Source organism: Phenylobacterium sp. CCH9-H3 (assembly GCF_001557235.1).
In the GTDB taxonomy this organism is placed as follows: domain Bacteria; phylum Pseudomonadota; class Alphaproteobacteria; order Caulobacterales; family Caulobacteraceae; genus Phenylobacterium.
Genome location: NZ_LSJI01000042.1, coordinates 13,344 through 35,408, shown reverse-complemented (window position 1 = coordinate 35,408; position 22,065 = coordinate 13,344). Strand labels below are relative to the sequence as shown.

Below are 22,065 nucleotides of genomic sequence, written 5' to 3'. Positions count from 1 at the left end.
ACGCCCCCCTGGCGCCCGGGCTCTATGTGGTGGCGACGCCGATCGGAAACCTGCGCGACATCACGCTGCGCGCGCTGGACGTGCTGCACCAGGCCGACCTGATCCTGGCCGAGGACACCCGCGTCACGGGCAAGCTGCTCGCCGCCTTCGGCATCAAGGGCCGGATGGAGCGCCACGACGAACACGCCGCCGAGCGGGTCCGGCCCCGGGTGCTGGCGGCGCTGGCCGAGGGGCAGCGGGTGGCGATAGTGTCCGACGCCGGCACGCCGCTGATCTCGGACCCGGGCTACCGGCTGGTGCGCGAGGCGGCGAAGGCCGGGCATCGGGTCGTCCCGATCCCGGGCGCCTCGGCGCTGCTCGCTGGCCTGTCCGCCGCCGGCCTGCCGACGGACCGGTTCCTGTTCGTGGGCTTCCCGCCCCCGAAGAGCGCGGCGCGGCGCACGTTCCTGGCCGAGTTCGCCGGCGTGCGTGCGACCCTGGTCTTCTTCGAGGGCGGCTCGCGCCTCGCCGACAGCCTGGCCGACATGGCCGCGGTCCTGGGCGACCGCGAGGCGGTGGTCTGCCGCGAGCTCACCAAGCTGTACGAGACCTTCTACCGCGGGCCGCTGTCGGCACTCGTGGCGGACCCGAAGCTCGACGCGCCGAAGGGGGAAATCGTGATCCTGGTTGCGCCGGGGCGCGACGTCGAGGCGACGGCGGCGGATGCCGACGCGGCGCTGGCCGACGCCCTATCGCGCCTGAAACCCGCGGACGCGGCAGCCGAGGTGGCGAAGGCGCTCGGCCTGCCCCGGCGGGACCTCTACCGGCGGGCGCTGGAGCTGAAGCGGTGAACGTCCGCGCGGCCCGCGGCGCAGCGGCGCGGCTCTCCGGCCGGCGGGCCGAGGCCTGGGCCGCCGCCTGGCTGATGGCCAAGGGCTACCGCATCCTGGGCTTTCGGTTGAAGACGCCCCAGGCGGAGATCGACCTCCTCGCCAAGCGCGGCCGGGTGCTGGCCGTGGTGGAGGTGAAAAGCCGCGCCAGCCTGGAGACGGCGCTGGAGACCGTCACTCCTGACCAACGCGACCGGCTGCGCCGCGCCGGCGCCGCCCTCGCCGCCAATCGGCCCGCCCTCGCGGCCTGTGCGGTCCGCCTGGACCTTCTGGCTCTCGCCCCGGGCAGGCTTCCTAGGCATATTCCCGATGCCTGGAGGGGGGACTGAGGCCGGGATGGACCGCGAAGAGGCCGAAAGCATCCTGTCGGAAGCCGGGAGCGCCCCCGAGGGCGCCTTCCCGCTGCTGGAGGCCGCCATCGCCTGCGCGATTCACGAGGATCCCACCCGGGACCCGGCCGCCGCGCGCGAAATGGCGGCCATCAGCGTCGAACGCCTGACCGAACGGCTGAAGCGCGAGAGCCCGGAGGAGGCGGTCGCCGAGACCATGGCCGGCGATATGGGCCTCTCCGGCGACCTGTTCACCATCGAGGATCCTGAGAACGCGGACGTGATCTCGGTCGCCAGCCGCCGCAAGGGCCTGGCCGTGACCATCGCGCTCTTCTACCTGCACGCGGCGCGCAAGTGCGGACTGACCTTGCAGGGCGTCGACTTCCCCGGCCATTTCCTGCTGCGGATCGAGACCGATGAGGGGCCGCTGGCGCTGGACCCGTTCTCGGAGGGCCGCGTTGTGCTGCCGTCGGAGCTCACGCGCCGCGCTTTGCATGCGGGGCTCACCCCCAACGTCGCCGACCGGCTCGACCGGCTGATGGCGCCCGTGAGCGACCGGGCGGTGCTGCTGCGCCTGCAGAACATCATGTACGCCAACGCCAGCGCCTATGGCGATTTCGCCCGCGCCGAGCGGGCGGCCCTGCGCCGGGCCCTGCTGGATCCCACCGACCACCGCCCCTGGCTCGACGTGGCCGCCGCGCGGGAGGGCCAGGGGGCGCTGGCGGGCGCGCTGGTCGCCCTGCAGCGCGCCACGGCCCTCGACGGCGGCGCGGCCCTGGCCGCCCGCGCCCAGCGCGAACGCGTGCGGCTGCGGCTGAACTGACGGGGCAGCTTGGCTGGCGTTGGACGCCCGGACCTCCTATGTCGGCGGGGCCATTCCCGAGGAGCTGCGCATGTCCCTGAAGGTCGCCGTCCAGATGGACCCTATCGAGGGGATCAACATCGAGGGCGACACCAGCTTCCTCATGATGGAGTCGGCCCAGGCGCGCGGCCACTCCCTGTTCGTCTACCTGACCACGACGCTGGCGATGGAGAACGGCCGCATCTTCGCCCGCGGCCGCGACGTGACGGTCCAGCGGGTGAAGGGCGACCATGCCCGGCTGGGCGAGATGCGGAAGGTGGAGCTCAGCGAGTTCGACGTGGTGCTGATGCGCCAGGATCCCCCCTTCGACATGCACTACATCGACGCCACCTTCTTCCTGGAGGCGATCCATCCGAAGACGCTGGTGGTCAACAACCCGGCCGAGGTGCGCAGCGCGCCGGAGAAGCTGTTCGTCACCAAGTTCCCGGACCTGCAGCCGCCGACCCTGATCACCTGGGACCGGGCCGCCATCCTCGACTTCCGCGCCCAGCACGGCGACATCGTGCTGAAGCCGCTGAACGGCCGCGGCGGCTCGGGCGTGACCCGCCACCTCAAGGACGACCCAAACCTCGACACCCTGCTGGAACTGCATGCCGAGCTCGGGCGCGAGCCGGTGATCGTGCAGAAGTTCCTCCCCTCGGTCACCCGCGGCGACAAGCGGATCCTGTTGATCGACGGCGAGCCGGTCGGCGCCATCAACCGGGTGCCGGCCAAGGGTCAGATCCGGTCCAACCTGGCGGTGGGCGGCGAGGCCCAGCCGGTGGAGTTGTCGGCGCGCGACCGCGAGATCTGCGCCGCCATCGGGCCGGAGCTGAAGGCCCGGGGCCTGATCTTCGTCGGCATCGACGTGATCGGCGAGCACCTGACCGAGATCAACGTCACCTCTCCCACCGGCGCGGTGGCCCTGAAACGCTTCACCGGCATCGACGCGACGGAGGTGATGTGGCGCCGGATTGAGGCGCTACGCGCATAGGTTTAGATTGTCGTCTAAGATATGTCCGGAAGTAACGGAAACGTCTTACTTTCCCCATAAGTTCGTTTTTTGTTCTTGATCCGAACCAGGCCCTGTGCTCGGTTGTGGATAACTTACGGCGAACCACAAGGGGTTGAGGCATGTCGGCGCGGGTGGTGACCCTGGCCTTCCGGGGCGTCGAGGCGGTGCGCGTCGACGTGCAGGTCCAGTTCACCCGCGGGGAGCAGAAATTTTTCCTCGTGGGCATGGGCGACAAGGCCGTGTCCGAGAGCCGCGAGCGGGTCCGCGCCGCCTTCCAGGGCCTGGGCCTGGCCCTGCCCGCCCGTCGCATCATCGCCAACCTGGCGCCGGCAGACCTGCCGAAAGAGGGAAGCCACTACGACCTGCCCATCGCCCTGGCGATCATGGCCGCCATGGGGATCATCCCGCCCGACGCCCTGGAAGACTGGGCCGCGGTGGGCGAACTGGCGCTGGACGGCCGGATCACGCCCGTGGCCGGCGCCCTGCCCGCGGCGGTGGCGGCGGGCGGACTTGGACTGGGGCTGATCTGCCCCGAGGCCTGCGGCCCGGAGGCGGCCTGGGCGGGCGAGACGCGGGTGCTGGCGGCGCCGTCGCTGATCGCCCTGGTGAACCACTTCCGCGGGACCCAGGTGCTGTCCCAGCCCAAGGCCGGCGACATGCTGGACGGCGAGCGCGTGCCCGACCTGCGCGACGTGAAGGGCCAGGAGAACGCCAAGCGCGCGCTCGAGATCGCCGCGGCCGGCGGCCACAACCTGTGCTTCGTGGGGCCGCCCGGTTCGGGCAAGTCCATGATGGCCGCGCGCCTGCCCGGCCTGCTGCCGCCGCTGACCCCGGCCGAACTGCTGGAAACCTCGATGATCCATTCGGTGGCCGGTCTGATCGCCAAGGGACAGCTGAGCCGCGCCCGGCCGTTCCGTACGCCGCACCACTCCGCCAGCATGGCCGCCCTGACCGGCGGCGGCCTGCGGGCAAAGCCCGGCGAGGTGAGCCTGGCCCACAACGGCGTGCTGTTCCTCGACGAACTGCCCGAATTCGGCGCCCAGGCCCTGGATAGCCTGCGCCAGCCCCTCGAGACCGGCGAGGTGGTGGTGGCCCGCGCCAACGCCCACGTCCGCTATCCCGCGCGCTTCCAGCTGGTCGCCGCCATGAACCCGTGCCGCTGCGGCCACGGCGGCGCGGGACGAGGCGCGTGCGGACGGGCTCCGCGCTGCCAGACCGACTATCAGGCCCGGATCTCGGGCCCGCTGATGGACCGGATCGACCTTCAGGTCGAGGTCCCGCCCGTCACCGCCGCGGACATGGCCTTGCCGCCGCCCGCCGAGGGCACGGCCGAGGCCTCCGCCCGGGTTCTGCAGGCGCGCGCGATGCAGGCGGACCGCGCCGCCGGGACCGATGGGGCGCCGCTCAACGCGCAGGCCGAGGGCGATTTCCTGGACGCCATCGCAGACCTGGACGCCCCCGCGCGCGCCTTGCTGGCCAAGGCGGCCGAGCAGGGCGGGCTCTCGGCGCGCGGCTGGACGCGGACCCTGCGGCTCGCCCGGACGATCGCGGACCTGGAAGGGTCGGGCGCGGTGCGCCGGGTCCACATCGCCGAGGCGCTGATCTACCGCCGGGTCGCCCCGGGGACGTCGCTGTCGGGGATGGCCTCGATCTCGGCATAGCGCCGCGGCGCGGTCCAGGCGCCGTAGCCGATGGCCGCGATCACCAGATAGCCCCAGATGATGCCAGCGGTTTGATAGGCCCATCCAGAGACGCCGGCATCCAGGGCGACGGCCACATGCGTCGCGACCGCAAGCAGTTGGAACGCTCCCGAGAAGAGCGGCCAGTACCGCCGGCTCTTGAGCGAAATGCCGAGCAAGAGGCCGAGGAGTGCGACATCGATGACCATCACAGACCATTGGATGTCGCGGGCGCCCGCCCGGAACGCCACAAGAGTAAGCGCCCAGGCCGCGAGATAACCCGCCGCCGCCAGGCGTTCCACGTCACGACCGCGCCAGGCCGCGAGCGCGCAGACGGTCATCAGCGCGGTTGGCCAGACGAAGGGCGGAAGCTGGTAGGCGGTCAAGGAAGGCGGCCCCCGGGGTTGCCGAGGGCCGCAATGTGGCAGACGTCAGGGCGAGTTGGAAACAGGCCCTCGCCCTAGGAGGCGATGCGCAGACCCCGCATGCGCACCCGCTCGACCTCCAGGCCTTCAGGCGGCGGCTTGTCTCCGCCTTCCCCGGCCATCCTCACCGCGCCCAGACCGATCTGGCCCTGGACGACGCTGAGCTCCTTGTGGGTCTCGACGATGGCGCGGCGGGCTTCGGCCAGGGCCATGATGGCCTGGCTGGCGCGCTCCACCGCGTCCTGGCCGATGAGGGCCGACGCACCGGCCGCCTTGCGCAGCGCAGGCATCACGCCTGCGAGCTGGGCGGTCTTGGACAGGGCCGCGTCGATCGCGGCCTCGGCTTCAAACAGCGCGCCAGCGACTTGCTCGGCGGCCATGCGGCGTTCTTTGAGCATGAGTTCTCTCCATGCGCGGCGTGGTCACGGCGCGCTTCGACTGTTGCGTAACTTGGGTTTCCTGGCCGTTCAGGCCTTTAGTAAACTGGCCGCCAGGTCGTTCAGGTAGTGAAGCCCGGCCAGCATCCCTCCGAACGCGAGGGCCGTGACCAGGGCGATCCCGACGATCACGCCGAGCCGGAGCGCGGGACTCAGGTCGTTGCTGCGGGTCCAGCTTCCGGCTCGCCCTTGAAGTTCTCGTCCAGGAGAACCCAGGTCAGGCAGAGGATTTCCCGAAGCACCATTTCCGGCGGCTTGAACGGCGCCAGCTTCCGCGTGGCGGACACCAGGTGCCGCGCCATCTCGGCCTGCGTCGGCGTCGCCGAGAGATCGACGAGCTGCCGCTCGAGCTGCGTCCAGGAGAAGCCGGGAAGAAGCTCCTCCCGCTTGGCCAGGGCCGGCCATCGCGCTTCGAAGTCGTCGATCTCCCGGCGAAGGCGAAGCGCCCTCCCAACCACCGCTCTGTTCTCGAAACCCGGTTGCTGACCCATCGAACGCCTCATCGGTTGACGCCTCATCGGGCCAAGTTTGAGGCGACGTGTCTGTCCTGATCGCGTCCTGTCCTGATTCAGTCAGGACAGGATTGACCTCCACTTCGCGGAGGAGCTTCGCCGCCTTGAAGCGGTCGTCGACGCCCAGTTTGCGGCGCGCCCGGTCGCAATAGGTGTCGACGGACGTCTTCGACATCCCGAGTTCGCGGGCGATCTGCTTGGAGCTCAGGTGCTGGTCCACGAGGCGCAGGCAATCGCGCTCTCTTTGCGTCAGAAGCTCGACAGGGTTCATGACGCCCCCCCAAAGCGCACTACGGACCTCGTCCGACAGTAAACGACGGCTGCGGCGCGCCGTCTACTTGGTCCCGACCAAAACAGCGGTTCGCGTTGTTTTGTAGCATATCCGACGCTCGTTTGACTCACCGTTAAGCCGTTGGGCCTAAGCCTTCTCGGCCATGCGCAGACCGTCTCGACCCCTGTCCGAGCGCCGACCCGCCCGCGCCCAGATCAGCGCGGAACAGCTCGCGTCGCTGAGCCATGAGTTCCGCACGCCGCTGAACGGGGTGCTGGGAATGGCGCGCCTGCTGGAGGGGACCAAGCTCACCGCCGAGCAGAAAGCCTATGTGTCGGCGCTCCACGACAGCGGCCAGCACCTGCTGACCCTCGTCAACGATGTCCTGGATTACGCGAAGCTAGGCGCGGGACGCGTCGAACTGCACCCGGCGCCGATGGAGGTCGAGGGGCTGTTGCGCAGCGTGGCTGAGCTCCTGTCGCCGCGGGCCCGCGAGAAGGGCGTCGAGATCGCCTGGGCGGCGCCGCCCGCGCCGGCCTCGGTCCACGCCGACGAGGGCCGCCTGCGCCAGATCCTGCTCAATTTCGCCGGCAACGCCGTCAAGTTCACCGAAACCGGGGGCGTCCTGATCGCGGCCTGCTCGCCCGAACCCGGCCGCCTGCGCCTGCGGGTCGAGGACACCGGCCCCGGCGTCTCGCAGGGCGACCGCGAACGCATCTTCGAGGAGTTCGCCCAGGCCGACGCCGCGCACGCGGACCTTGGCGGCGCGGGCCTGGGGCTCGCCATCGCGCGGCGGCTCGCGCGCGCCATGGGCGGCGAGGTCGGCGTCGAGACCGCACCCGGGGGCGGCGCATGCTTCTGGTTCGAGGCGGCGTTCCCGACCGTCCCGGCGATCATACCCGGCCGGCCTCTCGAGGGTCGCACGATCGGGATCGCTTCGCCCAATCCCGTGGTCCGGGAGGCCGCGCGATTGCAGATCGAGGCCTGCGGCGGCGAAGTGGTCGCCACGCCCGCGTTGCCGGAAGCCATCGCGCGCACGCGCCCCGGCGACGTAATTCTGGTGGACGCCAGCCTGGCGGCGGCGAACGGCGCCCTGCGTCCGCCGCTCCAGCGCCACGCCATCGTCCTGCTGGCGCCCGACGAGCGCGAGCGCCTCGCCCGCTATCGCCGCGCCGGGTTCGCCGGCTACCTCATCAAGCCGCTACGCCGCGCTTCACTTGCCGAGCGCGTGCTGATCGCAGCCGGCGCCGCCGCCGACCCCAGCCAGCCCGCCCAGGTGGACGAGCGCGTCGCCACGGCCGCCGCCCCGGGCGCGCGGATCCTGCTGGTCGAGGACAACCCCATCAACGCGCTGCTCGCCAAGGCCTTGCTGAACCGTGAGGGCTGCGAGGTGGAGCACGTCGTCGGCGGCGCCGAGGCCCTGGCGGCGGCCGAGGTCGGCGTCTTCGACCTCGTCCTGATGGACATGCGCATGCCGGGCCTCTCCGGCGAGGAAACGGCCCGGCGGATGCGCGCGAGCGGGATCAAGACCCCGATCGTCGCCCTGACGGCCAACGCATTCGAGGACGACCGCCACGCCTGCCTGGCCGCCGGCATGGACGACTTCCTGGTGAAGCCGCTGTCGCCCGATGCGCTGCGCGCCGCCCTGGCCCGCTGGACCGCGCCCGCCTTGCCGAAGCCGGCGGCGCGCGCCAAGTTCGGCTGAGCGGAACCTCCGGAGGGTTCCCCCTCCCGGAGATCCCATGAGCGCTGAAGCGGAACCGAGGCGGAGCGCGCTTTCGGCCATCGCGATCTTTTTCGAACGGCGCGCCCTGGTGATGCTGGCCCTTGGCTTCGCCTCGGGGCTGCCGAACCTGCTGATCTTCGACACCCTGTCCCTTTGGCTGCGCGAGGCGGGCCTGTCGCTGAAGGTCATCTCGATCTTCGCGCTCGCCACGCTCAGCTATTCGCTGAAGTTCCTGTGGGCGCCCCTGATCGACCGCACCCAGGTGCCGGGGCTTACCCGGCTGCTCGGGCACCGCCGCAGCTGGATGATCGTGCTGCAGGTCCTGCTGATGCTGGGGCTCTGGCTGATCTCGGGCGTCGATCCCGCAACGAACCTCGCGATGATGGCGGCCTTCGCGGCCTTCGTCGCCTTCGTGTCCGCCACCCAGGATATCGTCATCGACGCCTGGCGGATCGAGGCCGCCGAGGTCGAGAAGCAGGGCGCCATGGCCGCCGCCTATCAGTGGGGCTACCGCGTCGCGATGATCGTGGCGGGCGCCGCGCCGCTGCTGCTGGCCGAGGCCTATGGCTGGAGCGCCTCGTACGCAGTCATGGCCGGGCTGATGCTGCTGGGCGTGGCCGGCGTCCTCGGGGCGCCGCGGGAAAAGGTCCACGCGGTGCGGCCGATCCACGCCGAGGGCGTCCCCAGCCGGCCGGCGCTGGAACTGCCGGAGTGGATCGGCCGCCTCGCCGTCTTCGCCCTGGGCGCCCTGCTGCTCGGGACCGGCCTGGCGGCCGACGCCTCGCTACTGGCCGCGGGTCTCTCCGCCGTCGGGCTGCCGGACGCCGGCGCCGCCCTCACCGACGCGTGGGCGCTGAAGCCACAGGGGGTCTATTTCCAGCTCGCGGCGGTCGCGGCCGGCCTGGCCGTCATCGTCCTGGCCGTCTGTCCCATCCCAGGCCTGAAGACCCGGCCGGGGGTCTATCTGTTCGCCGCCCTGGGCGAGCCGCTGGCCGACTTCCTGCGCCGCTACAAGGGCGTGGCCGCGCTGATCTTGGCGCTGATCTGTCTCTACCGGCTGTCGGACTTCGTGCTGAACATCATGAACCCGTTCTACGCCGACCTCGGCTTCACCAAGGTGGAGATCGCCGAGGCCCGCAAGGTGTTCGGGGTGGTGATGACGGTGATCGGCGTCGGCCTTGGCGGCTTCTCCGTGGCCCGCCTGGGGATGATGCGCGCCCTGGTGGTGGGGGCCTTCGCCGGCCCGCTGAGCAACCTGGCGTTCGCCTGGCTGGCCACTCAGGGCCCGCAGCTCTGGGCGCTGTTCGTGGCCATCGGCATCGACAACATCGCGGGCGGCATCGCGGGCACCTGCCTCATCGCCTACATGTCCAGCCTGACCTCGGCCGGCTTCACCGCCACCCAGTATGCGCTGTTCTCGTCCCTCTACGCCCTACCGGGGAAGCTGATCGCCTCGCAGTCGGGACGCATCGTGGAGTCGTCCGCGGCGTCGGCGGACGCGGGCGGCGCGTTCGGCGGGCTGAAGGCGCTGTTCGTCCGCCTGCCGCCCGAAGCCTACGCCGGCGCCATGGAGAAGTCGCAGGTGACGCCGGCGGCGCTGGGCGCCGGCTACCTGGTCTTCTTCTTCTACTCGGCGCTGGTCGGGGTGGCGGCCGTGATCCTGGCCTTCCTGGTGGCCCGCCGCCAGCCGGCGGCCGAACGCGACTAGTTGTCGAGGCAGACCACCTGGGCCACCTGCAGCTCGCGGCGCAGGTCGTCGGCCACGTAGAAATAGTTCTGCGGCGTGATGGACTCGCCCGCAGCGGCGGTGTCGGCGCGGCGGTTGCTGGCGGCCAGGGTGGCGCGCACGATCTCCGGGGCCGTGGTGTAGATGCGACCCCGCCGCGGGCTCTCGGCGATGGTGACGCCCAGCACCCGGCCCTGGGCGTCCAGCGCCGGGGCGCCGGACAGTCCCCCCAGGGTGCCCTGCAGGCCTTCGGTGCGCCCGGTCTCAGCCCAGACCAGCACCGGCTCGGTCCTGGCGCCGTGGCCGCGCACGACCAGGTTCTCCCGCCCCAGCAGCCTGGAGCTGGCCTCGCCGGGCTCGCCCTGCGGGAAGCCGGGGTGAAAGGCTCGCTGGCCGCGCTTCAGGGGTTCGGTCAGGGCCAGGGGCAGCGGCGCCGACCCGCCCTCGGTGAACAGCAAGGCGGCCTCGCCGCGCGGATCGACGCGGACGTTCACGGCGACGCCGGTCTCGGGGCCCACGACGATCGCCGCCCGCTTGCACCCATCGACCACGTGGCGGGCGGTCAGCCACACCCCGGCGCGGGCGATGGAGAAGGCCGTGCCCGCGGCGGGACCGGCCTTGTCGGGGACGTCCACCACCACCGAAGGATCGAAGGGAGATGCGGGGCCCAGCGCCTCGCCCAGCGGGTCGGCGCCCTTCGGCGGCGGGGGCGGCGCGTCGGTGCGTTCGTCCCGACCGAGGGCCGCGAACAGCAGAGCCACCACGATCGCAGCGTAGACCACCCAGTCCGGCAGCCGCGGAAAGCGCATCCTAGCTGCGCGCCGCCGCGATGATCAGGGCGGTGGCGACCTTGGCCCCCACGAGCAGGGCCGCAGCCGACATCTCTCCCTCCTGGATCCGGCGCGGGAGGCCGCGCAGAAGCATGTCCACGAGCCGGAAGACCAGGAGCTGGACCACCACGGTCACCGCGCCCCACAGTCCGATCTCGATGACATTGGTGGAGGCCCGGAGCGAGGCCGACAGCGGGATCGCCAAGCCCAGCAGCACGCCGCCCAGCGACACGGCCGCCGCCGTGTTGCCTTCGCGGATGAGGGTGATCTCCTTGTGCGGGGTCAAGAGGACGTAGAGCGCCGCCGCGGCGAACAGGATCAACACGGTCACCCCGGCGTGGGCCAGGAACACCGGGAACCCGGAGGCGAAGGCCTGGATCTCGGGCGAAGGTATCGGCATGGACGCGTCCCCGTTACTGCGGGCGCTGGGTTACCACAGCCGCGCTTCTATTCCGAAGCTTCGGCCGCGGCCTTGCGGCGCGCGGACGCACGCAGCTTTTCGCTCTCACTCTTCAGCTGGCCGCAGGCGGCGAGAATGTCGCGACCCCGCGGCGTGCGGATCGGCGAGGCGTAGCCCCCACGGTTCAGGATCGCCGCAAACTGCTCGATCGTGGACCAGGAGGAGCACTCGTACTCGGTCCCCGGCCACGGGTTGAACGGGATCAGGTTGATCTTGGCCGGAATGCCCTTCAGCAGCTGCACCAGGGCCTTGGCCTCGGCCGGGCTGTCGTTCACGCCCTTCAGCATCACATATTCGAAGGTCACCCGCTTGGCGTTGCCGAGGCCCGGATAGGCGCGGATGCCGTCCATCAGCTCCTTGAGCGGGTACTTCTTGTTCAGCGGCACCAGCTTCTCGCGCAGCTCGTCGTTGGTGGCATGCAGCGAGATGGCCAGCATGGCCTGGGTCTTCTCGCCGAGCGCCTGGAGCTGCGGGACCACGCCCGAGGTCGACACGGTGATCCGACGCCGCGAGATGGCGATGCCCTCGTTGTCGGCGATGATGTCGATGGCCTGGGCGACGTTGTCGAGATTGTAGAGCGGCTCGCCCATGCCCATGAACACGATGTTCGAGAGGCGGCGGTCCTCCTTGGGCGAGGGCCATTCGCCGAGGTCGTCGCGGGCCACCTGAACCTGGGCCACGATCTCGGCGGCAGTCAGGTTGCGCACCAGCGCCTGGGTGCCGGTGTGGCAGAAGGTGCAGTTCAGCGTGCAGCCGACCTGGGAGCTGACGCACAGCGCGCCGGCGCGGCCCACGTCGGGGATATAGACCGTCTCGACTTCGATACCGGGCCCCATGCGGATCAGCCACTTGCGGGTGCCGTCCTTCGACACCTGGCGCTCCACGACCTCCGGGCGGGCTAGGCTGAACGCCCCGGCCAGGGCCGCGCGGGTCTCCTTGGCGACGTCGGTCATCTGGGCGAAGTCGGTGACGCCGTAGTGATGCATCCAGCGCCAGAGCTGGCTGGCGCGCATCTTCGCCTTCTCCTTCGGCACCACGCCCGCCTCCACCAGCGCGGCCGCCAGCTCCGTCCGGCTGAGGCCGGTCAGATTCGTTGGCGCCGTCGCAGCCAGAGGTCGGGCCGGCGCGCGGCTGAGGTCGAGGGTCACGCCCAAGGAATTCGGTCCTTCTGGAGAGCGGCGAATATAGGTGACACGGCGTCCGTCACCAAATCGCTGCCGCCGGACGCGTCGCCGCAGGCGTTGACGGGGGTCAAGGCGCCGCTCGCCCTCGGGTGGGAGAAACGGGCGACGCGACAGGAGGCCTCCGCATGCTCTCACGCCGAACGGTGGCGCTTGGCCTGGCCGCCGCGCCCTTGGCCGCCTGCGGATCGAGCGGGTCCTATCGCGACGCCGTCACTGCGACTTGGCGGCTGATCGAGCCCGACGGGCCCGGCTTTCCGGCCCGGGCGCTCGTGCATGCCGCGACGCTGGCGGCGAACAGCCACAACACCCAGCCATGGCGGTTCGTCGTGGAGGGCCAGGCCATCCGGATCCGGCCGGACTTCGACCGGCGGGCGCCGGTGGTCGATCCGGACGACCATCACCTGTTCGCGAGCCTCGGCTGCGCTGCAGAGACCTTGCTGCAGGCCGCGCCGCATTATGGCTGGCGGGGGCAGGTCGATCGCTTCGACCCGGTCGGGGGCGTGAGGCTGGCCTTGGAGCGCACCGCGCGGGCGGAGGCCGAACTGGCGCCGGCGATCCCTCGCCGCGCTTCGACCCGGGGCGAGTATGACGGCCGCCCGGCGCCCGCCGAGGTGCTCGCAAGGCTGGAGCGCGCCGGCGGCGACACCGTGGAGACCGTGCTCATCACCGACCGCGCGCGGCTGGAGCGGGCCACGGAGTTCATCGTCCGCGGCAACGCCGCCCAGGTCCGCAGCGCCGCCTTCCGGCGCGAGCTGAAGGCGTGGATCCGCTTCGACGCCGCGGAGGCTGTGCGCCGCCGCGACGGGCTCTATGCCGCCTCGTCCGGCAACCCGACGCTGCCCCGGGCGTTGGGGGCGCCGGCCTTCGACCTGGCGTTCACCGAGAAAGGCGAGACCGACAAGATCGTCCGCCAGATGCGCAGTTCCGCCGGCCTCGCGGCTTTCTCGGCCGCCACGAACGATCCGCGCGGCTGGCTCGAGGCGGGCCGCGCCTACACCCGCTTTGCCTTGATGGCCGAGGTGGCCGGCCTGCGGACCGCGTTTCTCAACCAGCCCGTGGAGGACGCCGCCACCCGTGGCCCGTTCGCGGCCTGGCTGGGAACATCGGGCCGCCGGCCCGACCTGGTCGTCCGGTTTGGCCAGGGGCCGGGCCTGCCGCGATCCCTTCGGCGGCCCGTCTCGGACGTGCTTTCCGCCTGACGGGCGCCCGCGGGCTTCAAACATCCGTTCGACTTGGTTAGGGTCGCGCCGCAAATCGCCAGACCAACCGGGAGAGACGTCCATGAAAGCACTTCTGAGCAAGGCCGTCGGCGGCCCGGAGACCCTGGTGCTGGAGGACGTGCCCTCGCCGGAGGCCAAGCCCGGCCAGGCGGTCGTCCAGGTGAAGGCCATCGGGGTCAATTTCCCCGACGTGCTGATCATCGAGGACAAGTACCAGTTCAAGCCCGAGCGTCCCTTCTCGCCCGGCGGCGAGATCAGCGGGATCGTGAAGTCGGTGGGCGAGGGCGTGACCCACGTGAAGCCGGGCGACCGGGTGCTGGGCAACACGGGCTGGGGCGGCATGGCCGAGGAGCTGGCCCTGGAGGCCGCGCGGCTGGTGAAGATCCCCGACTCCATGCCCTTCGAAGACGCCGCCGCCTTCATCATGACCTATGGCACCAGCTGGCACGCCCTGAAGGACCGGGCGAACCTGCAGGCCGGCCAGTCGCTGCTGGTGCTGGGCGCCGCGGGCGGCGTCGGCCTGGCGGCTGTGGAACTGGGCAAGGCCATGGGCGCCAACGTCATCGCCGCCGCCTCCAGCCAGGAGAAGGTGGACCTTTGCCTCAGCCGCGGCGCCAAGTCGGGCGTGGTCTATCCCAAGGGCCCGTTCGACCGCGAGAGCCAGAAGGCGCTGGGGGCGCTGTTCAAGGACGCCACCGGCCCGAACGGCGCCGACGTGATCTATGACGCCATTGGCGACGCCTATGCCGAGCCGGCGCTGCGCTCCATCGCCTGGGAGGGCAAGTACCTGGTGGTGGGCTTCGCGGCGGGAGAAATCCCCAAGATTCCGCTGAACCTGGCCCTGCTGAAGGGCTGCGAGATCGTCGGCGTGTTCTGGGGCGCCTGGGTGGGCAAGAACCCCAAGAAGCACCAGGAGAGCGTCGCCGAGCTCCTGCAGATGTACGCCGACGGCAAGATCAAGCCGCACGTTTCGGAGACCTTCCCGCTGGCCGACGCCGCCAAGGCGATCGAACACCTCGCCAGCCGCAAGGCCATGGGCAAGGTGGTCGTCACCGTCTGACGGCTATGGCGAGGGCGGTCCGCCGCCCCCGCCGAAGTCGAAGCCCGGGTCGCGCGCCTTGCCGCGGCCCAGGGTCCAGACGAGGCCGATGGAGACGCTGCGCGTGTCGACGCTCTGCGACACCCGCCGTGTCAGGCTCGGGGTGTCGACGATCTCCGTGTAGGAGAAGGTGTCCAGGGCGTCCTGGATGGTCACCAGGCCGGAGATCCGGTCGTTGAACTTGTGGCGATAGCCGATGTTCAGCATTCCGGCCGGCTTGACGTAGCCCTGGGCGGTCAGCCGCTTTGCGTTGGCGAAGCCGCTGAGCTGGATCAGGTCGTCGGGCGTCACCTGCCAGCTCAGGCTGGCGCGGCCGGAGACCGTCACCGTCGAGCGCTTGTCCGTCAGCCCCTGGGCCGAGCCGTCGAGCTCGTTCCAGTAGAGGTTGCTGCTGACGTTGTAGGTGATCTTCGGGCCTAGCCGCCCGTTGGCCACCAGTTCCAGCCCGCCCGCCCTGGTCTGGGCCACGTTGTCCCGGGTGATCAGGAATACGCCGCCCCCCAGGTCGCGGGTGACGTCCGACAGCACTCGGTCGTTCTCCCGGTAGTACAGGGTCGCCAGGTAATTGACCGGACTCTTGCGGTACTGCCAGCCCAGCTCGTACGACCGCGTCTGCTGCGGCTTCAGGTTCGGGTTCCCCGACCGATAGGTCACGGGGTCGAGCAGGAACGGGAAGGGATTGTAGACATCCGGATCCGGCCGCTGGACGCGCTGGCTGTAGCTCGCCGTGAACGTCTGGGTATCGGTGGCCTTCCACGACAGGTGCAGGCTCGGGTAGGCCCGGGCGCTATCGTTCTCGTCCTCCCGGTTCAACGTCACCTGGGTGAGGTCGATGCGGGAGTCCTCCAGCCGCAGTCCGGCCAGCACCGTCACATCGCCGATCGGCCGTTCGTAGGTGACATAGGCCTGGGCGAGCAGTTGCTCGAGCTTGAAGAGGCTGGTGAGCGAGGGGTCCGGGACCGTGGGCGGCGACGTGGGCCCCCGAAACCCGATGTTGTGCTGGCTGTTGTCGTCCCGCTGGACGTCGAAGCCCAGCTTCAGCTTGGAGCCGTCGGCGAACGGGCGGACGTAGTCGCCCTTCACCTGGACCTGCTGGTAGTCGTTGTAGGTCGGCTGGCTGTCGAAGGCCTCGGGCGAGGCCGGCAGGCGGCTGAATGTGGCACCCGTGCGCTCCCGGTCATAGTCGGTCGCCTCGTAGCTGAGGCTCAGCGAGAGCTCGTGGCCCTCGCCCTCCAGCTTGCGGCGCAGGCTGGTGGTGAGCTCGCGGTTGAACCGCTCCTGGCGGACGCGAGTCTGGCGATCGAACACCTCGGCCACCGCGCCCAGACCGTCGCGCCGCTCGGTGTGCGTCAGGCCGTCGAGGTCGAACCGGAAGCGCTGCAGGCGCAACTCGCCGCTCAGGCGGGTGTCGGCATCGACGTCGTAGTCCGCACTGGCCCGCGCCCCCATCAGCTCGACGGTGACATGGTTCAGCCCCGCGACTGTGGTGTCGGCGAAGCGCCCGGTCGCGGGATCCAGCCGGGCGCGCTCTTCGCCGGTCTGCTGCTTCTGCGGGTCGTGGCGGAAGAAGGCGTCGGCCGAGACGCTCAGGTTTTTGCCGTTGTAGCCGGTGCTGGCGCTGGCGAAGACGCGCTCGCTGGTCCCGACCGTGAGGCGAGCCGAGCCGGTCTGGCCGACGCCCTTGGCCTTCTTGGTGATCAGGTTGATCACGCCGGCCGTCCCGTCGGCGCGGAACTCGGCCGAAGGATTGGTGATCACCTCGACGCGTTCGATCCGATCGGCCGGCAGGGCCTGTAGAGCCTGGCCCTTGCCTTCGCCCCGGAACTGGCCCGAGGGCTTGCCGTCGATCAGGATGGTGACGTTCGGATCGCCGCGCAGGGCGACGTTGCCGTTCACGTCCACCTCGACCGAGGGCACGTTGCGCAGGGCGTCGCCGATGGAGCCGCTCTGGGCCTGCAGGTCGGAGGCGACGCTGTAGCTCCGCCGGTCGATGGAGGCCTGCACCGCCGGCGCCTGGCCGGTGACCACCACCTCCCCCACGGTTCCAGCGGCGGGTGGTTTCGACTCGGGCTTCGGCGCGTGCTGGGCGAGGGCCGCCGTGGGCAGCAGGGCGACGCTCGCCAGCCAGATCAGCCTTTTACACATGAACCCCTCCGAACATGTACGCGAAGTCACTGGCCACCGCGGCCGCGTTCAGACAGGATACAGCTGTACTTTCGTCCAAAATACACGTGTATTTTCGGTAAGGCGGAGGATTGGGCTTGGCCGTGAAGATCTCGGGCGCCGAGAGCCAGATCATGGAGGCGCTGTGGCGGAAGGGTCCGCTGACCCCCGACGGCGTCGTCGAGGAAGTTGGCGAGGCGCACGGCTGGGCGCCGGGCACGGTGAAGACCCTGATCACCCGGCTGCTGCGCAAGAAGGCCATCGAGGGCCGGCGCGAGGCCGGGGGCTACCTCTACCGGCCGCTGCTCAGCCGCACCGACTATGTGCAGTCGGAGAGCCAGAGCCTGGTGGACCGGCTGTTCGACGGCGAGGTGGCTCCGCTCGTCGCGCACTTCGCCGAGCACCGCGCCCTGACGGCCAAGGACATCCAGGTGCTCAAGAAACTGATCTCGGACCTGGAAGATGACTGACACCCTGCTGACCCTCGCCGCAGCGAACCTGGCTGCGGCGGTCGCCGTGGCGCTGGTGCTGGTCCTGCGCGCGCCGGCGCGGAAGCTGTTCGGGCCGCGGATCGCCTACGGCCTGTGGCTGCTCGTCCCGTTGGCCGCCGCGGGCATGCTGCTCCCGGCGCGCGTGCAAACGGTCGCCGTCCGGGCGGCCCCGCCTGGTGACGCCGCCGCCGCGCCGCAGCTGGCGCAGGCGGGCGCGTCCAGTCCGGAGGCGGCGCCGTTCGAAGTCTGGCCGCTGATCGCGGGGCTCTGGGTCGCGGGCATCCTCGCCAACCTGGCCTGGATCGGGTGGCGGCAGGCCCAGTTCGCCCGCGACGCCGAGGCCGGTCTGGCCGGCCCCGCGGCCGTGGGCGTGTTGCGGCCGCGGGTGGTCACGCCGTCCGACTTCGGCCGTCGCTATTCCGCGCGCGAGCAGTTCGTGGTGCTGGCGCACGAGGAGACCCACATCGCCCGCCACGACACGCGGATCAACGCCCTTGTGGCCGCGGCGCGCTGTGTGAACTGGTTCAACCCCATGCTGCACCTGGCGTCCCGTCTCCTGCGGATCGACCAGGAACTGGCCTGCGACGCCCAGGTGATCGCCGAGCATCCGAAGGTGCGCCGCTCGTACGCCGAGGCGATGCTGAAGACCCAGCTGGCCACTCGCCCGCTGCCGCTGGGCTGCTACTGGCTCCCCGCCCAGGCCCACCCGCTGGCCGAGCGTATCCGGCTTCTCTCCCGCGCGGCGCCCGATCCGCGCCAGCAGGCGCTGGGCTTCATGCTGCTGACGGCGTTGACCCTCGCGGCGATGGGCTCCGCCTGGTCGGTAAAGCCCGCGCGGGTGGAGTTCATCCAACTGCCCACCGCCACACTGCCGGCGACCCCGGCGCTCGCCCGGATCAGGGCCGCCGAAACGCCACCGCTGGCCCGAATGTCGAACCGCGTCGCGGCGCCGGCGGCGCCTGCGCCGGTCATCCCGCCGGCGCCCGGCGGAGCCTTGGCCCAGGCGCACGCCGACGCCCAGTCGGCTCCGAACCTGCGGGAACGCGACCGCCCCCGCTGGGCCTATGAGCGCGGCGCCGAACCGCGACCGCAGCCCGACCCCCGCCCGGAACCGCGATCCGAGCGTCCGCCCCGTCGCATCTTCGCCGCCGCCGGCCGCTCGTCGGTAGAGCCGGGTTCGGCGGTCCGGCTCGTCGCCACGAGCATGGACGCGGAAGGCCGGCCGCTGATGACCGACCTGACCTCCTTCGGCTCGCAGCGCTATTTCCGGACCGGGACCTACATCGCCGACGGCAGCCGGGAGCGGTTGTTCACCGCCGTCACCCAGCGAGGCGAGCGGCTGTGGGTGACCGCCAGCCTCAGCAAGCGCTTCCGTCCCGAGGAGACCGCCACGGTCGAGATGCGCGCGGGCGAGACCCGCACCTTCACCCTGCCCAACGGCCGGCCCGTGGTGGTCACCCCGACCCTTCGCGCCGAAACGGCGGCGGAGATGGACGGCGCGCGCGGCATCTTCGACGCCACTGCCGCCGAGCTCAGTCGAACCAGCGACGACGCCTGGCGCAGCTATCGCGACCGCTGCCGGACAGAGAGCTGCTGACCCGCCGCGGATCCGGGTTGCCGGCCTGTCCGCCGCCGCTTACTGATCGCCGATAACCAACAGAGGGGAAGCGGCGGTGGCGGGCAAACTCGAAGGCAAGGTCGCGGTGATCACCGGCGGCGTGTCGGGCATCGGCCTGGGCACGGTGGAGCTGTTCGTGGCCGAGGGCGCGAAGGTCGTCGCCGCGGATATCCAGGACGAGAAGGGCGCCATGCTGGAGCAGCGGTTCCCGGGACGGGTCCGCTACGCCCACTGCGACGTCACCCGGGAGGCCGAGATCAAAGCCGCCCTCGACGTGGCCGCCAGCGAGTTCGGCGGGCTGGACATTCTCTTCAACAACGCGGGCATCTCGGACGCCATGCGCGAGATCCCGGCCATCGAGGCCGAGACCTGGAGCTGGATCTACGACGTCCTGGTTCGCGGCCCCGCCCTGGGCATGAAGCACGCCGTGCCGCTCATGCTGGCGCGGGGCGGCGGCGCCATCGTCAATACGGCCTCGATCGCGGGCCTTCAGGCCGGCTACGGCCCCATCGCCTATTCCTCGGCCAAGGCCGCCGTGATCCACATGAGCCGGGTGGCCGCCGCCCAGCTCAGCCCGCAGAGGATCCGCGTCAACGCCATCTGCCCCGGCCTGATCGCCACCTCGATCTTCGGCGCCTCCTTCGGCCTGCCGCGCGCGGTCGCCGACCAGATGGCCGCCCAGGTGGTCGAGAACGCGCCCAAGGTGCAGCCCGTCCCCAAGGCGGGCCTGCCCGACGACATCGCCCAGGCCGCGCTGTACCTCGCCTCCGACGCCTCGGCCTTCGTCACCGGGACGCACCTCGTCGTCGACGGCGGCATCACCGTTGGCCCACGGCATAGCTGGGACGCTGCCGGCCCCTCGCCGTTCGCCGAACTGTTCGGGGACCTCGCGCCGCCGCAGCCCGCCCAGTCGTGACCGGCGGGGGCGCACAGTCCTCCGGCAGCCCCGGCCTCGCGCCCAACCTCCAGGGTGCGCTCTGGATGCTGCTCTCGGCCGTCACCTTTTCGGTGATGACCACGCTCATCAAGTTCCTGGGCGACGACTATCCGGCGGCGCTGCAGACCTTCTACCGCCAGGCCGCAGGCGTGGTGGTGCTGCTCCCGGTCATCCTGCGGCATCGAGGCGCCGCCTTCGCCACAGACCGGCCCGGCATCCTGATCTTCCGGTCCCTGGCCGGGACGGTGGGGATGATCCTGTCGTTCTACGCCTTCCAGAAGATGCCGCTGGCGGACGCCAACGCGCTGTCGTTCACGCGCACCCTCTGGCTGGTGCCGCTGGCAGCCCTGATCGTGAAGGAGCCGGTCGGCCCCTTGCGCATCGGGGCCGCGATCTTCGGCTTCGTCGGGGTGCTGGTGATGATCCGCCCCGGGGCGGGCGGAGCGTTCGCCATCGGCCTGCCGGCGCTGGCCATGCTGGCCTCGGCCTTGCTGTTCGCCTTCACGGTGACGGGGATGAAGGTGCTGACCCGCGACCATTCCACCACGGTGATCCTGGTCTGGTCGGCGGTGCTGGGCTTCGTGCTCTCGATCCCGGGCGCGATCCTGACCTGGCGCGTCCCGGCGCCCACGGATCTCCTGCTGCTCTGCCTGATGGGCGTGATCGCGACGGTCAACCAGGCCTGCTACATCAAAGGCATGTCGCTGGGCGATGCGGGCGCCATGGCCCCCATCGACTACACACGGCTGGTGTTCACCGCCGCCATCGGCTTCTTCCTGTTCGCCGAGATCCCCGGGGTCTGGACCATCGCCGGCGCCGCCATCGTGGTGGCCTCGACCCTCTTCATCACGATCCGCGAGCAGCAGATCGCGCGCTCGGCCCGGCTCTCCGCGGAACCCGACGCGCGCTGAGGGCGATCAGTCCCCCCGCAGCCGCTCGATATCGCGCTTGGCGGCCAGCTTGTGCTTGGGTTTCAGGTTGCGGCCCAGCAGGGCCAGGAGGGCGGTGAAGACCGCCGCATCGTCGGTGTAGCCGAGGCCGGCGATGAAGTCGGGGACCGCATCCACGGGCATGACGAAGTAGGCCAGGGCGGCCAGCATCATCCCCTTGGCCGCCAGCGGCGTCTCGTCGTCCTTGGCGCAGTACCAGACCGACAGCGCCTCCTTGGCGAACGGCACCTTGGCCGCCACCCGGCGCATCTTGGGCCAGAAGCCCTGGTCCACCCGCTGTTCGTTCAGCTTCATCACGGCCGGGACCAGCGCGCGGCTGGGCGCGATCTCGGCCTCCGGATCGAAGCTGACGTCGGGTGACGCTTTTTCGCGGGCGCTCATCAGGCTAAGCCTTCGCCGAATTCACTTACGCCATCATATGGGAGCGAAGCGTCCATGGAACTCAATTCATCCGTCGCGGCGGTGGTCACGGGCGGCGCCTCGGGCCTCGGCGAGGCCACGGTCCGCGCCCTGGCCGAAAAGGGCGTCAAGGTCGCCATCTTCGACATGAACGAGGCCAAGGGCGAGGCCGTCGCCAAAGAGGTGGGCGGCGTGTTCTGCAAGTGCAACGTCACCTCGGAAGAAGAGGTCGACGCCGCCTTCGCCAAGGCCCGCGCGGCCCACGGCCAGGAGCGGATCCTGGTGAACTGCGCCGGCACCGGCAACGCCTTCAAGACCGCCAGCCGCGACAAGCAGACCGGCGAGACCAAGCACTTCCCGCTCGACGCCTTCAACTGGATCATCCAGATCAACCTGGTCGGCACGTTCCGCTGCATCGCCAAGTCGGCGAAGGGCATGCTGGACCTCGAGCCGATCAACGGCGAGCGCGGCGCGATCGTGAACACCGCCTCGGTGGCGGCCGAGGACGGCCAGATGGGCCAGGCGGCCTATTCGGCGTCCAAGGGCGGCGTGGTCGGCATGACCCTGCCCATCGCCCGCGACTTGGCCGGCGACGGCATCCGGGTGAACACCATCCTCCCGGGCATCTTCGAGACCCCGCTGATGGCCGGCGCTCCGCCGCAGGTGAAGGAAGCCCTGGCCGCCTCGGTGCCGTTCCCGAAGCGCCTGGGCCAGGCGCCGGAGTACGCGCAACTGGCGCTGACCATGATCACCAACGGCTACTTCAACGGCGAAGACGTCCGCCTGGACGGCGCCATCCGCATGGCGCCGCGCTAGGTTTTCTCCGCATCGACGAACATGGGAGCCTCCGCGTGGACGGGGGCTCCTTTATTTCTTGCGCCGGC

The 22,065-nt window shown here is 70.7% G+C and carries 22 protein-coding genes and 1 pseudogene; 14 read left to right on the top strand and 9 right to left on the bottom strand.

What is annotated here, in order from left to right; genetic code table 11:
- The 5 genes from rsmI to AX721_RS03335 all read left to right on the top strand — a co-directional run.
- Nucleotides 1-830 (top strand): 16S rRNA (cytidine(1402)-2'-O)-methyltransferase (gene rsmI, locus AX721_RS03355; protein ID WP_156466981.1); only part of this gene is annotated, 830 nt, incomplete at its 5' end.
- Nucleotides 827-1,198, top strand: a complete 372-nt coding sequence (locus tag AX721_RS03350) for a YraN family protein (RefSeq protein WP_068874624.1) — start codon at nucleotides 827-829, stop codon at nucleotides 1,196-1,198. The genes rsmI and AX721_RS03350, both read left to right, overlap by 4 nt.
- 7 nt (nucleotides 1,199-1,205) lie before the next feature.
- Entirely contained in the window at nucleotides 1,206-2,021 is an 816-nt protein-coding gene (locus tag AX721_RS03345; RefSeq protein ID WP_068874623.1) for a transglutaminase family protein, read from the top strand.
- Nucleotides 2,022-2,091: 70 nt separating this feature from the next.
- On the top strand, nucleotides 2,092-3,033 hold the full coding sequence (gene gshB, locus AX721_RS03340; protein WP_068874628.1) for a glutathione synthase: 942 nt from the start codon (nucleotides 2,092-2,094) through the stop codon (nucleotides 3,031-3,033).
- Between the two features lie 140 nt (nucleotides 3,034-3,173).
- Nucleotides 3,174-4,715, top strand: coding sequence for a YifB family Mg chelatase-like AAA ATPase (locus AX721_RS03335; RefSeq protein ID WP_068874622.1), 1,542 nt, complete (start codon nucleotides 3,174-3,176; stop codon nucleotides 4,713-4,715).
- Here AX721_RS03335 and AX721_RS03330 read toward each other — a convergent pair.
- From AX721_RS03330 to AX721_RS28725, 4 genes and pseudogenes are all read right to left on the bottom strand, one after another.
- Complete coding sequence (locus AX721_RS03330) at nucleotides 4,658-5,119, bottom strand: hypothetical protein (protein ID WP_068874621.1); 462 nt, start codon at nucleotides 5,117-5,119, stop codon at nucleotides 4,658-4,660. The two genes, AX721_RS03335 and AX721_RS03330, sit on opposite strands and share 58 nt — an antisense overlap.
- A gap of 74 nt (nucleotides 5,120-5,193) precedes the next feature.
- Nucleotides 5,194-5,556, bottom strand: a complete 363-nt coding sequence (locus AX721_RS03325) for a hypothetical protein (protein WP_068874620.1) — start codon at nucleotides 5,554-5,556, stop codon at nucleotides 5,194-5,196.
- Between the two features lie 191 nt (nucleotides 5,557-5,747).
- A complete protein-coding gene (locus tag AX721_RS03320) occupies nucleotides 5,748-6,086 on the bottom strand; it encodes a hypothetical protein (RefSeq protein ID WP_068874619.1) in 339 nt (112 codons plus the stop codon).
- 127 nt (nucleotides 6,087-6,213) lie between these two features.
- Nucleotides 6,214-6,378: pseudogene (locus AX721_RS28725) on the bottom strand (response regulator transcription factor); the annotation flags it as partial.
- Between the two features lie 163 nt (nucleotides 6,379-6,541).
- On the opposite strand from AX721_RS28725, the gene AX721_RS03315 reads away from it, so the two are divergent.
- Together AX721_RS03315 and AX721_RS03310 are read left to right on the top strand one after the other, a co-directional pair.
- Nucleotides 6,542-8,083 (top strand): response regulator, encoded by a 1,542-nt coding sequence (locus AX721_RS03315; protein WP_068874618.1) that lies wholly within the window; start codon nucleotides 6,542-6,544, stop codon nucleotides 8,081-8,083.
- A gap of 37 nt (nucleotides 8,084-8,120) precedes the next feature.
- Nucleotides 8,121-9,812, top strand: coding sequence for an MFS transporter (locus tag AX721_RS03310; RefSeq protein ID WP_068874617.1), 1,692 nt, complete (start codon nucleotides 8,121-8,123; stop codon nucleotides 9,810-9,812).
- Here the strand turns inward: AX721_RS03310 and AX721_RS03305 are convergent.
- The 3 genes from AX721_RS03305 to rlmN are packed head-to-tail and all read right to left on the bottom strand — an operon-like array spanning nucleotide 9,809 to nucleotide 12,274.
- Entirely contained in the window at nucleotides 9,809-10,639 is an 831-nt protein-coding gene (locus AX721_RS03305; protein WP_068874616.1) for a serine protease, read from the bottom strand. The two genes, AX721_RS03310 and AX721_RS03305, sit on opposite strands and share 4 nt — an antisense overlap.
- A 1-nt stretch (nucleotide 10,640) precedes the next feature.
- Nucleotides 10,641-11,060: a DUF350 domain-containing protein gene (locus tag AX721_RS03300; protein WP_068874615.1), complete on the bottom strand. Its 420-nt coding sequence runs from the start codon at nucleotides 11,058-11,060 to the stop codon at nucleotides 10,641-10,643.
- Between the two features lie 47 nt (nucleotides 11,061-11,107).
- Nucleotides 11,108-12,274: a 23S rRNA (adenine(2503)-C(2))-methyltransferase RlmN gene (rlmN, locus tag AX721_RS03295; protein WP_068874614.1), complete on the bottom strand. Its 1,167-nt coding sequence runs from the start codon at nucleotides 12,272-12,274 to the stop codon at nucleotides 11,108-11,110.
- 155 nt (nucleotides 12,275-12,429) lie between these two features.
- Between rlmN and AX721_RS03290 the strand changes: the two genes are divergently transcribed.
- The gene (locus AX721_RS03290) at nucleotides 12,430-13,503 is read left to right on the top strand and encodes a hypothetical protein (RefSeq protein ID WP_068874613.1); all 1,074 of its coding nucleotides are present in this window, start codon (nucleotides 12,430-12,432) and stop codon (nucleotides 13,501-13,503) included.
- 82 nt (nucleotides 13,504-13,585) lie between these two features.
- Nucleotides 13,586-14,584 (top strand): NADPH:quinone oxidoreductase family protein, encoded by a 999-nt coding sequence (locus tag AX721_RS03285; protein ID WP_068874612.1) that lies wholly within the window; start codon nucleotides 13,586-13,588, stop codon nucleotides 14,582-14,584.
- Nucleotides 14,585-14,587: 3 nt separating this feature from the next.
- Here AX721_RS03285 and AX721_RS03280 read toward each other — a convergent pair whose 3' ends face one another.
- The gene (locus AX721_RS03280) at nucleotides 14,588-16,768 is read right to left on the bottom strand and encodes a TonB-dependent receptor domain-containing protein (protein ID WP_068874611.1); all 2,181 of its coding nucleotides are present in this window, start codon (nucleotides 16,766-16,768) and stop codon (nucleotides 14,588-14,590) included.
- A gap of 122 nt (nucleotides 16,769-16,890) precedes the next feature.
- Here AX721_RS03280 and AX721_RS03275 point away from each other — a divergent pair, with 122 nt between their 5' ends.
- The 4 genes from AX721_RS03275 to AX721_RS03260 all read left to right on the top strand — a co-directional run bounded on the left by AX721_RS03275 (nucleotide 16,891) and on the right by AX721_RS03260 (nucleotide 20,743).
- Complete coding sequence (locus AX721_RS03275; RefSeq protein ID WP_068874627.1) at nucleotides 16,891-17,256, top strand: BlaI/MecI/CopY family transcriptional regulator; 366 nt, start codon at nucleotides 16,891-16,893, stop codon at nucleotides 17,254-17,256.
- Nucleotides 17,249-18,874, top strand: a complete 1,626-nt coding sequence (locus tag AX721_RS03270) for a M56 family metallopeptidase (protein ID WP_068874610.1) — start codon at nucleotides 17,249-17,251, stop codon at nucleotides 18,872-18,874. The genes AX721_RS03275 and AX721_RS03270 overlap by 8 nt, the downstream gene beginning before the upstream one ends.
- A 76-nt stretch (nucleotides 18,875-18,950) precedes the next feature.
- Nucleotides 18,951-19,811 carry an SDR family NAD(P)-dependent oxidoreductase gene (locus AX721_RS03265; RefSeq protein ID WP_068874609.1) on the top strand — a complete coding sequence of 287 codons (861 nt, stop codon included), beginning with the start codon at nucleotides 18,951-18,953 and terminating at the stop codon, nucleotides 19,809-19,811.
- Entirely contained in the window at nucleotides 19,808-20,743 is a 936-nt protein-coding gene (locus AX721_RS03260) for a DMT family transporter (RefSeq protein ID WP_369796675.1), read from the top strand. Before AX721_RS03265 ends, AX721_RS03260 begins: the two co-directional genes overlap by 4 nt.
- A gap of 6 nt (nucleotides 20,744-20,749) precedes the next feature.
- On the opposite strand, the gene AX721_RS03255 is transcribed toward AX721_RS03260, so the two are convergent.
- Nucleotides 20,750-21,163 carry a YkvA family protein gene (locus AX721_RS03255; RefSeq protein WP_068874607.1) on the bottom strand — a complete coding sequence of 138 codons (414 nt, stop codon included), beginning with the start codon at nucleotides 21,161-21,163 and terminating at the stop codon, nucleotides 20,750-20,752.
- Between the two features lie 54 nt (nucleotides 21,164-21,217).
- Here AX721_RS03255 and AX721_RS03250 point away from each other — a divergent pair, with 54 nt between their 5' ends.
- Nucleotides 21,218-21,997 carry an SDR family NAD(P)-dependent oxidoreductase gene (locus AX721_RS03250; RefSeq protein WP_068874606.1) on the top strand — a complete coding sequence of 260 codons (780 nt, stop codon included), beginning with the start codon at nucleotides 21,218-21,220 and terminating at the stop codon, nucleotides 21,995-21,997.
- Nucleotides 21,998-22,065 lie beyond the last annotated feature (68 nt).

What these genes read in the sequence shown, in the direction of transcription:
- AX721_RS03345 (WP_068874623.1), top strand. Translation starts at nt 1,206, where the DNA reads ATGGACCGCGAAGAGGCCGAAAGCATCCTGTCGGAAGCCGGGAGCGCC.
- gshB (WP_068874628.1), top strand. Translation starts at nt 2,092, where the DNA reads ATGTCCCTGAAGGTCGCCGTCCAGATGGACCCTATCGAGGGGATCAAC.
- AX721_RS03335 (WP_068874622.1), top strand. Translation starts at nt 3,174, where the DNA reads ATGTCGGCGCGGGTGGTGACCCTGGCCTTCCGGGGCGTCGAGGCGGTG.
- AX721_RS03325 (WP_068874620.1), bottom strand. Translation starts at nt 5,556, where the DNA reads ATGCTCAAAGAACGCCGCATGGCCGCCGAGCAAGTCGCTGGCGCGCTG.
- AX721_RS03320 (WP_068874619.1), bottom strand. Translation starts at nt 6,086, where the DNA reads ATGGGTCAGCAACCGGGTTTCGAGAACAGAGCGGTGGTTGGGAGGGCG.
- AX721_RS03315 (WP_068874618.1), top strand. Translation starts at nt 6,542, where the DNA reads ATGCGCAGACCGTCTCGACCCCTGTCCGAGCGCCGACCCGCCCGCGCC.
- AX721_RS03310 (WP_068874617.1), top strand. Translation starts at nt 8,121, where the DNA reads ATGAGCGCTGAAGCGGAACCGAGGCGGAGCGCGCTTTCGGCCATCGCG.
- AX721_RS03305 (WP_068874616.1), bottom strand. Translation starts at nt 10,639, where the DNA reads ATGCGCTTTCCGCGGCTGCCGGACTGGGTGGTCTACGCTGCGATCGTG.
- AX721_RS03300 (WP_068874615.1), bottom strand. Translation starts at nt 11,060, where the DNA reads ATGCCGATACCTTCGCCCGAGATCCAGGCCTTCGCCTCCGGGTTCCCG.
- AX721_RS03290 (WP_068874613.1), top strand. Translation starts at nt 12,430, where the DNA reads ATGCTCTCACGCCGAACGGTGGCGCTTGGCCTGGCCGCCGCGCCCTTG.
- AX721_RS03285 (WP_068874612.1), top strand. Translation starts at nt 13,586, where the DNA reads ATGAAAGCACTTCTGAGCAAGGCCGTCGGCGGCCCGGAGACCCTGGTG.
- AX721_RS03280 (WP_068874611.1), bottom strand. Translation starts at nt 16,768, where the DNA reads ATGTGTAAAAGGCTGATCTGGCTGGCGAGCGTCGCCCTGCTGCCCACG.
- AX721_RS03270 (WP_068874610.1), top strand. Translation starts at nt 17,249, where the DNA reads ATGACTGACACCCTGCTGACCCTCGCCGCAGCGAACCTGGCTGCGGCG.
- AX721_RS03255 (WP_068874607.1), bottom strand. Translation starts at nt 21,163, where the DNA reads ATGAGCGCCCGCGAAAAAGCGTCACCCGACGTCAGCTTCGATCCGGAG.
- AX721_RS03250 (WP_068874606.1), top strand. Translation starts at nt 21,218, where the DNA reads ATGGAACTCAATTCATCCGTCGCGGCGGTGGTCACGGGCGGCGCCTCG.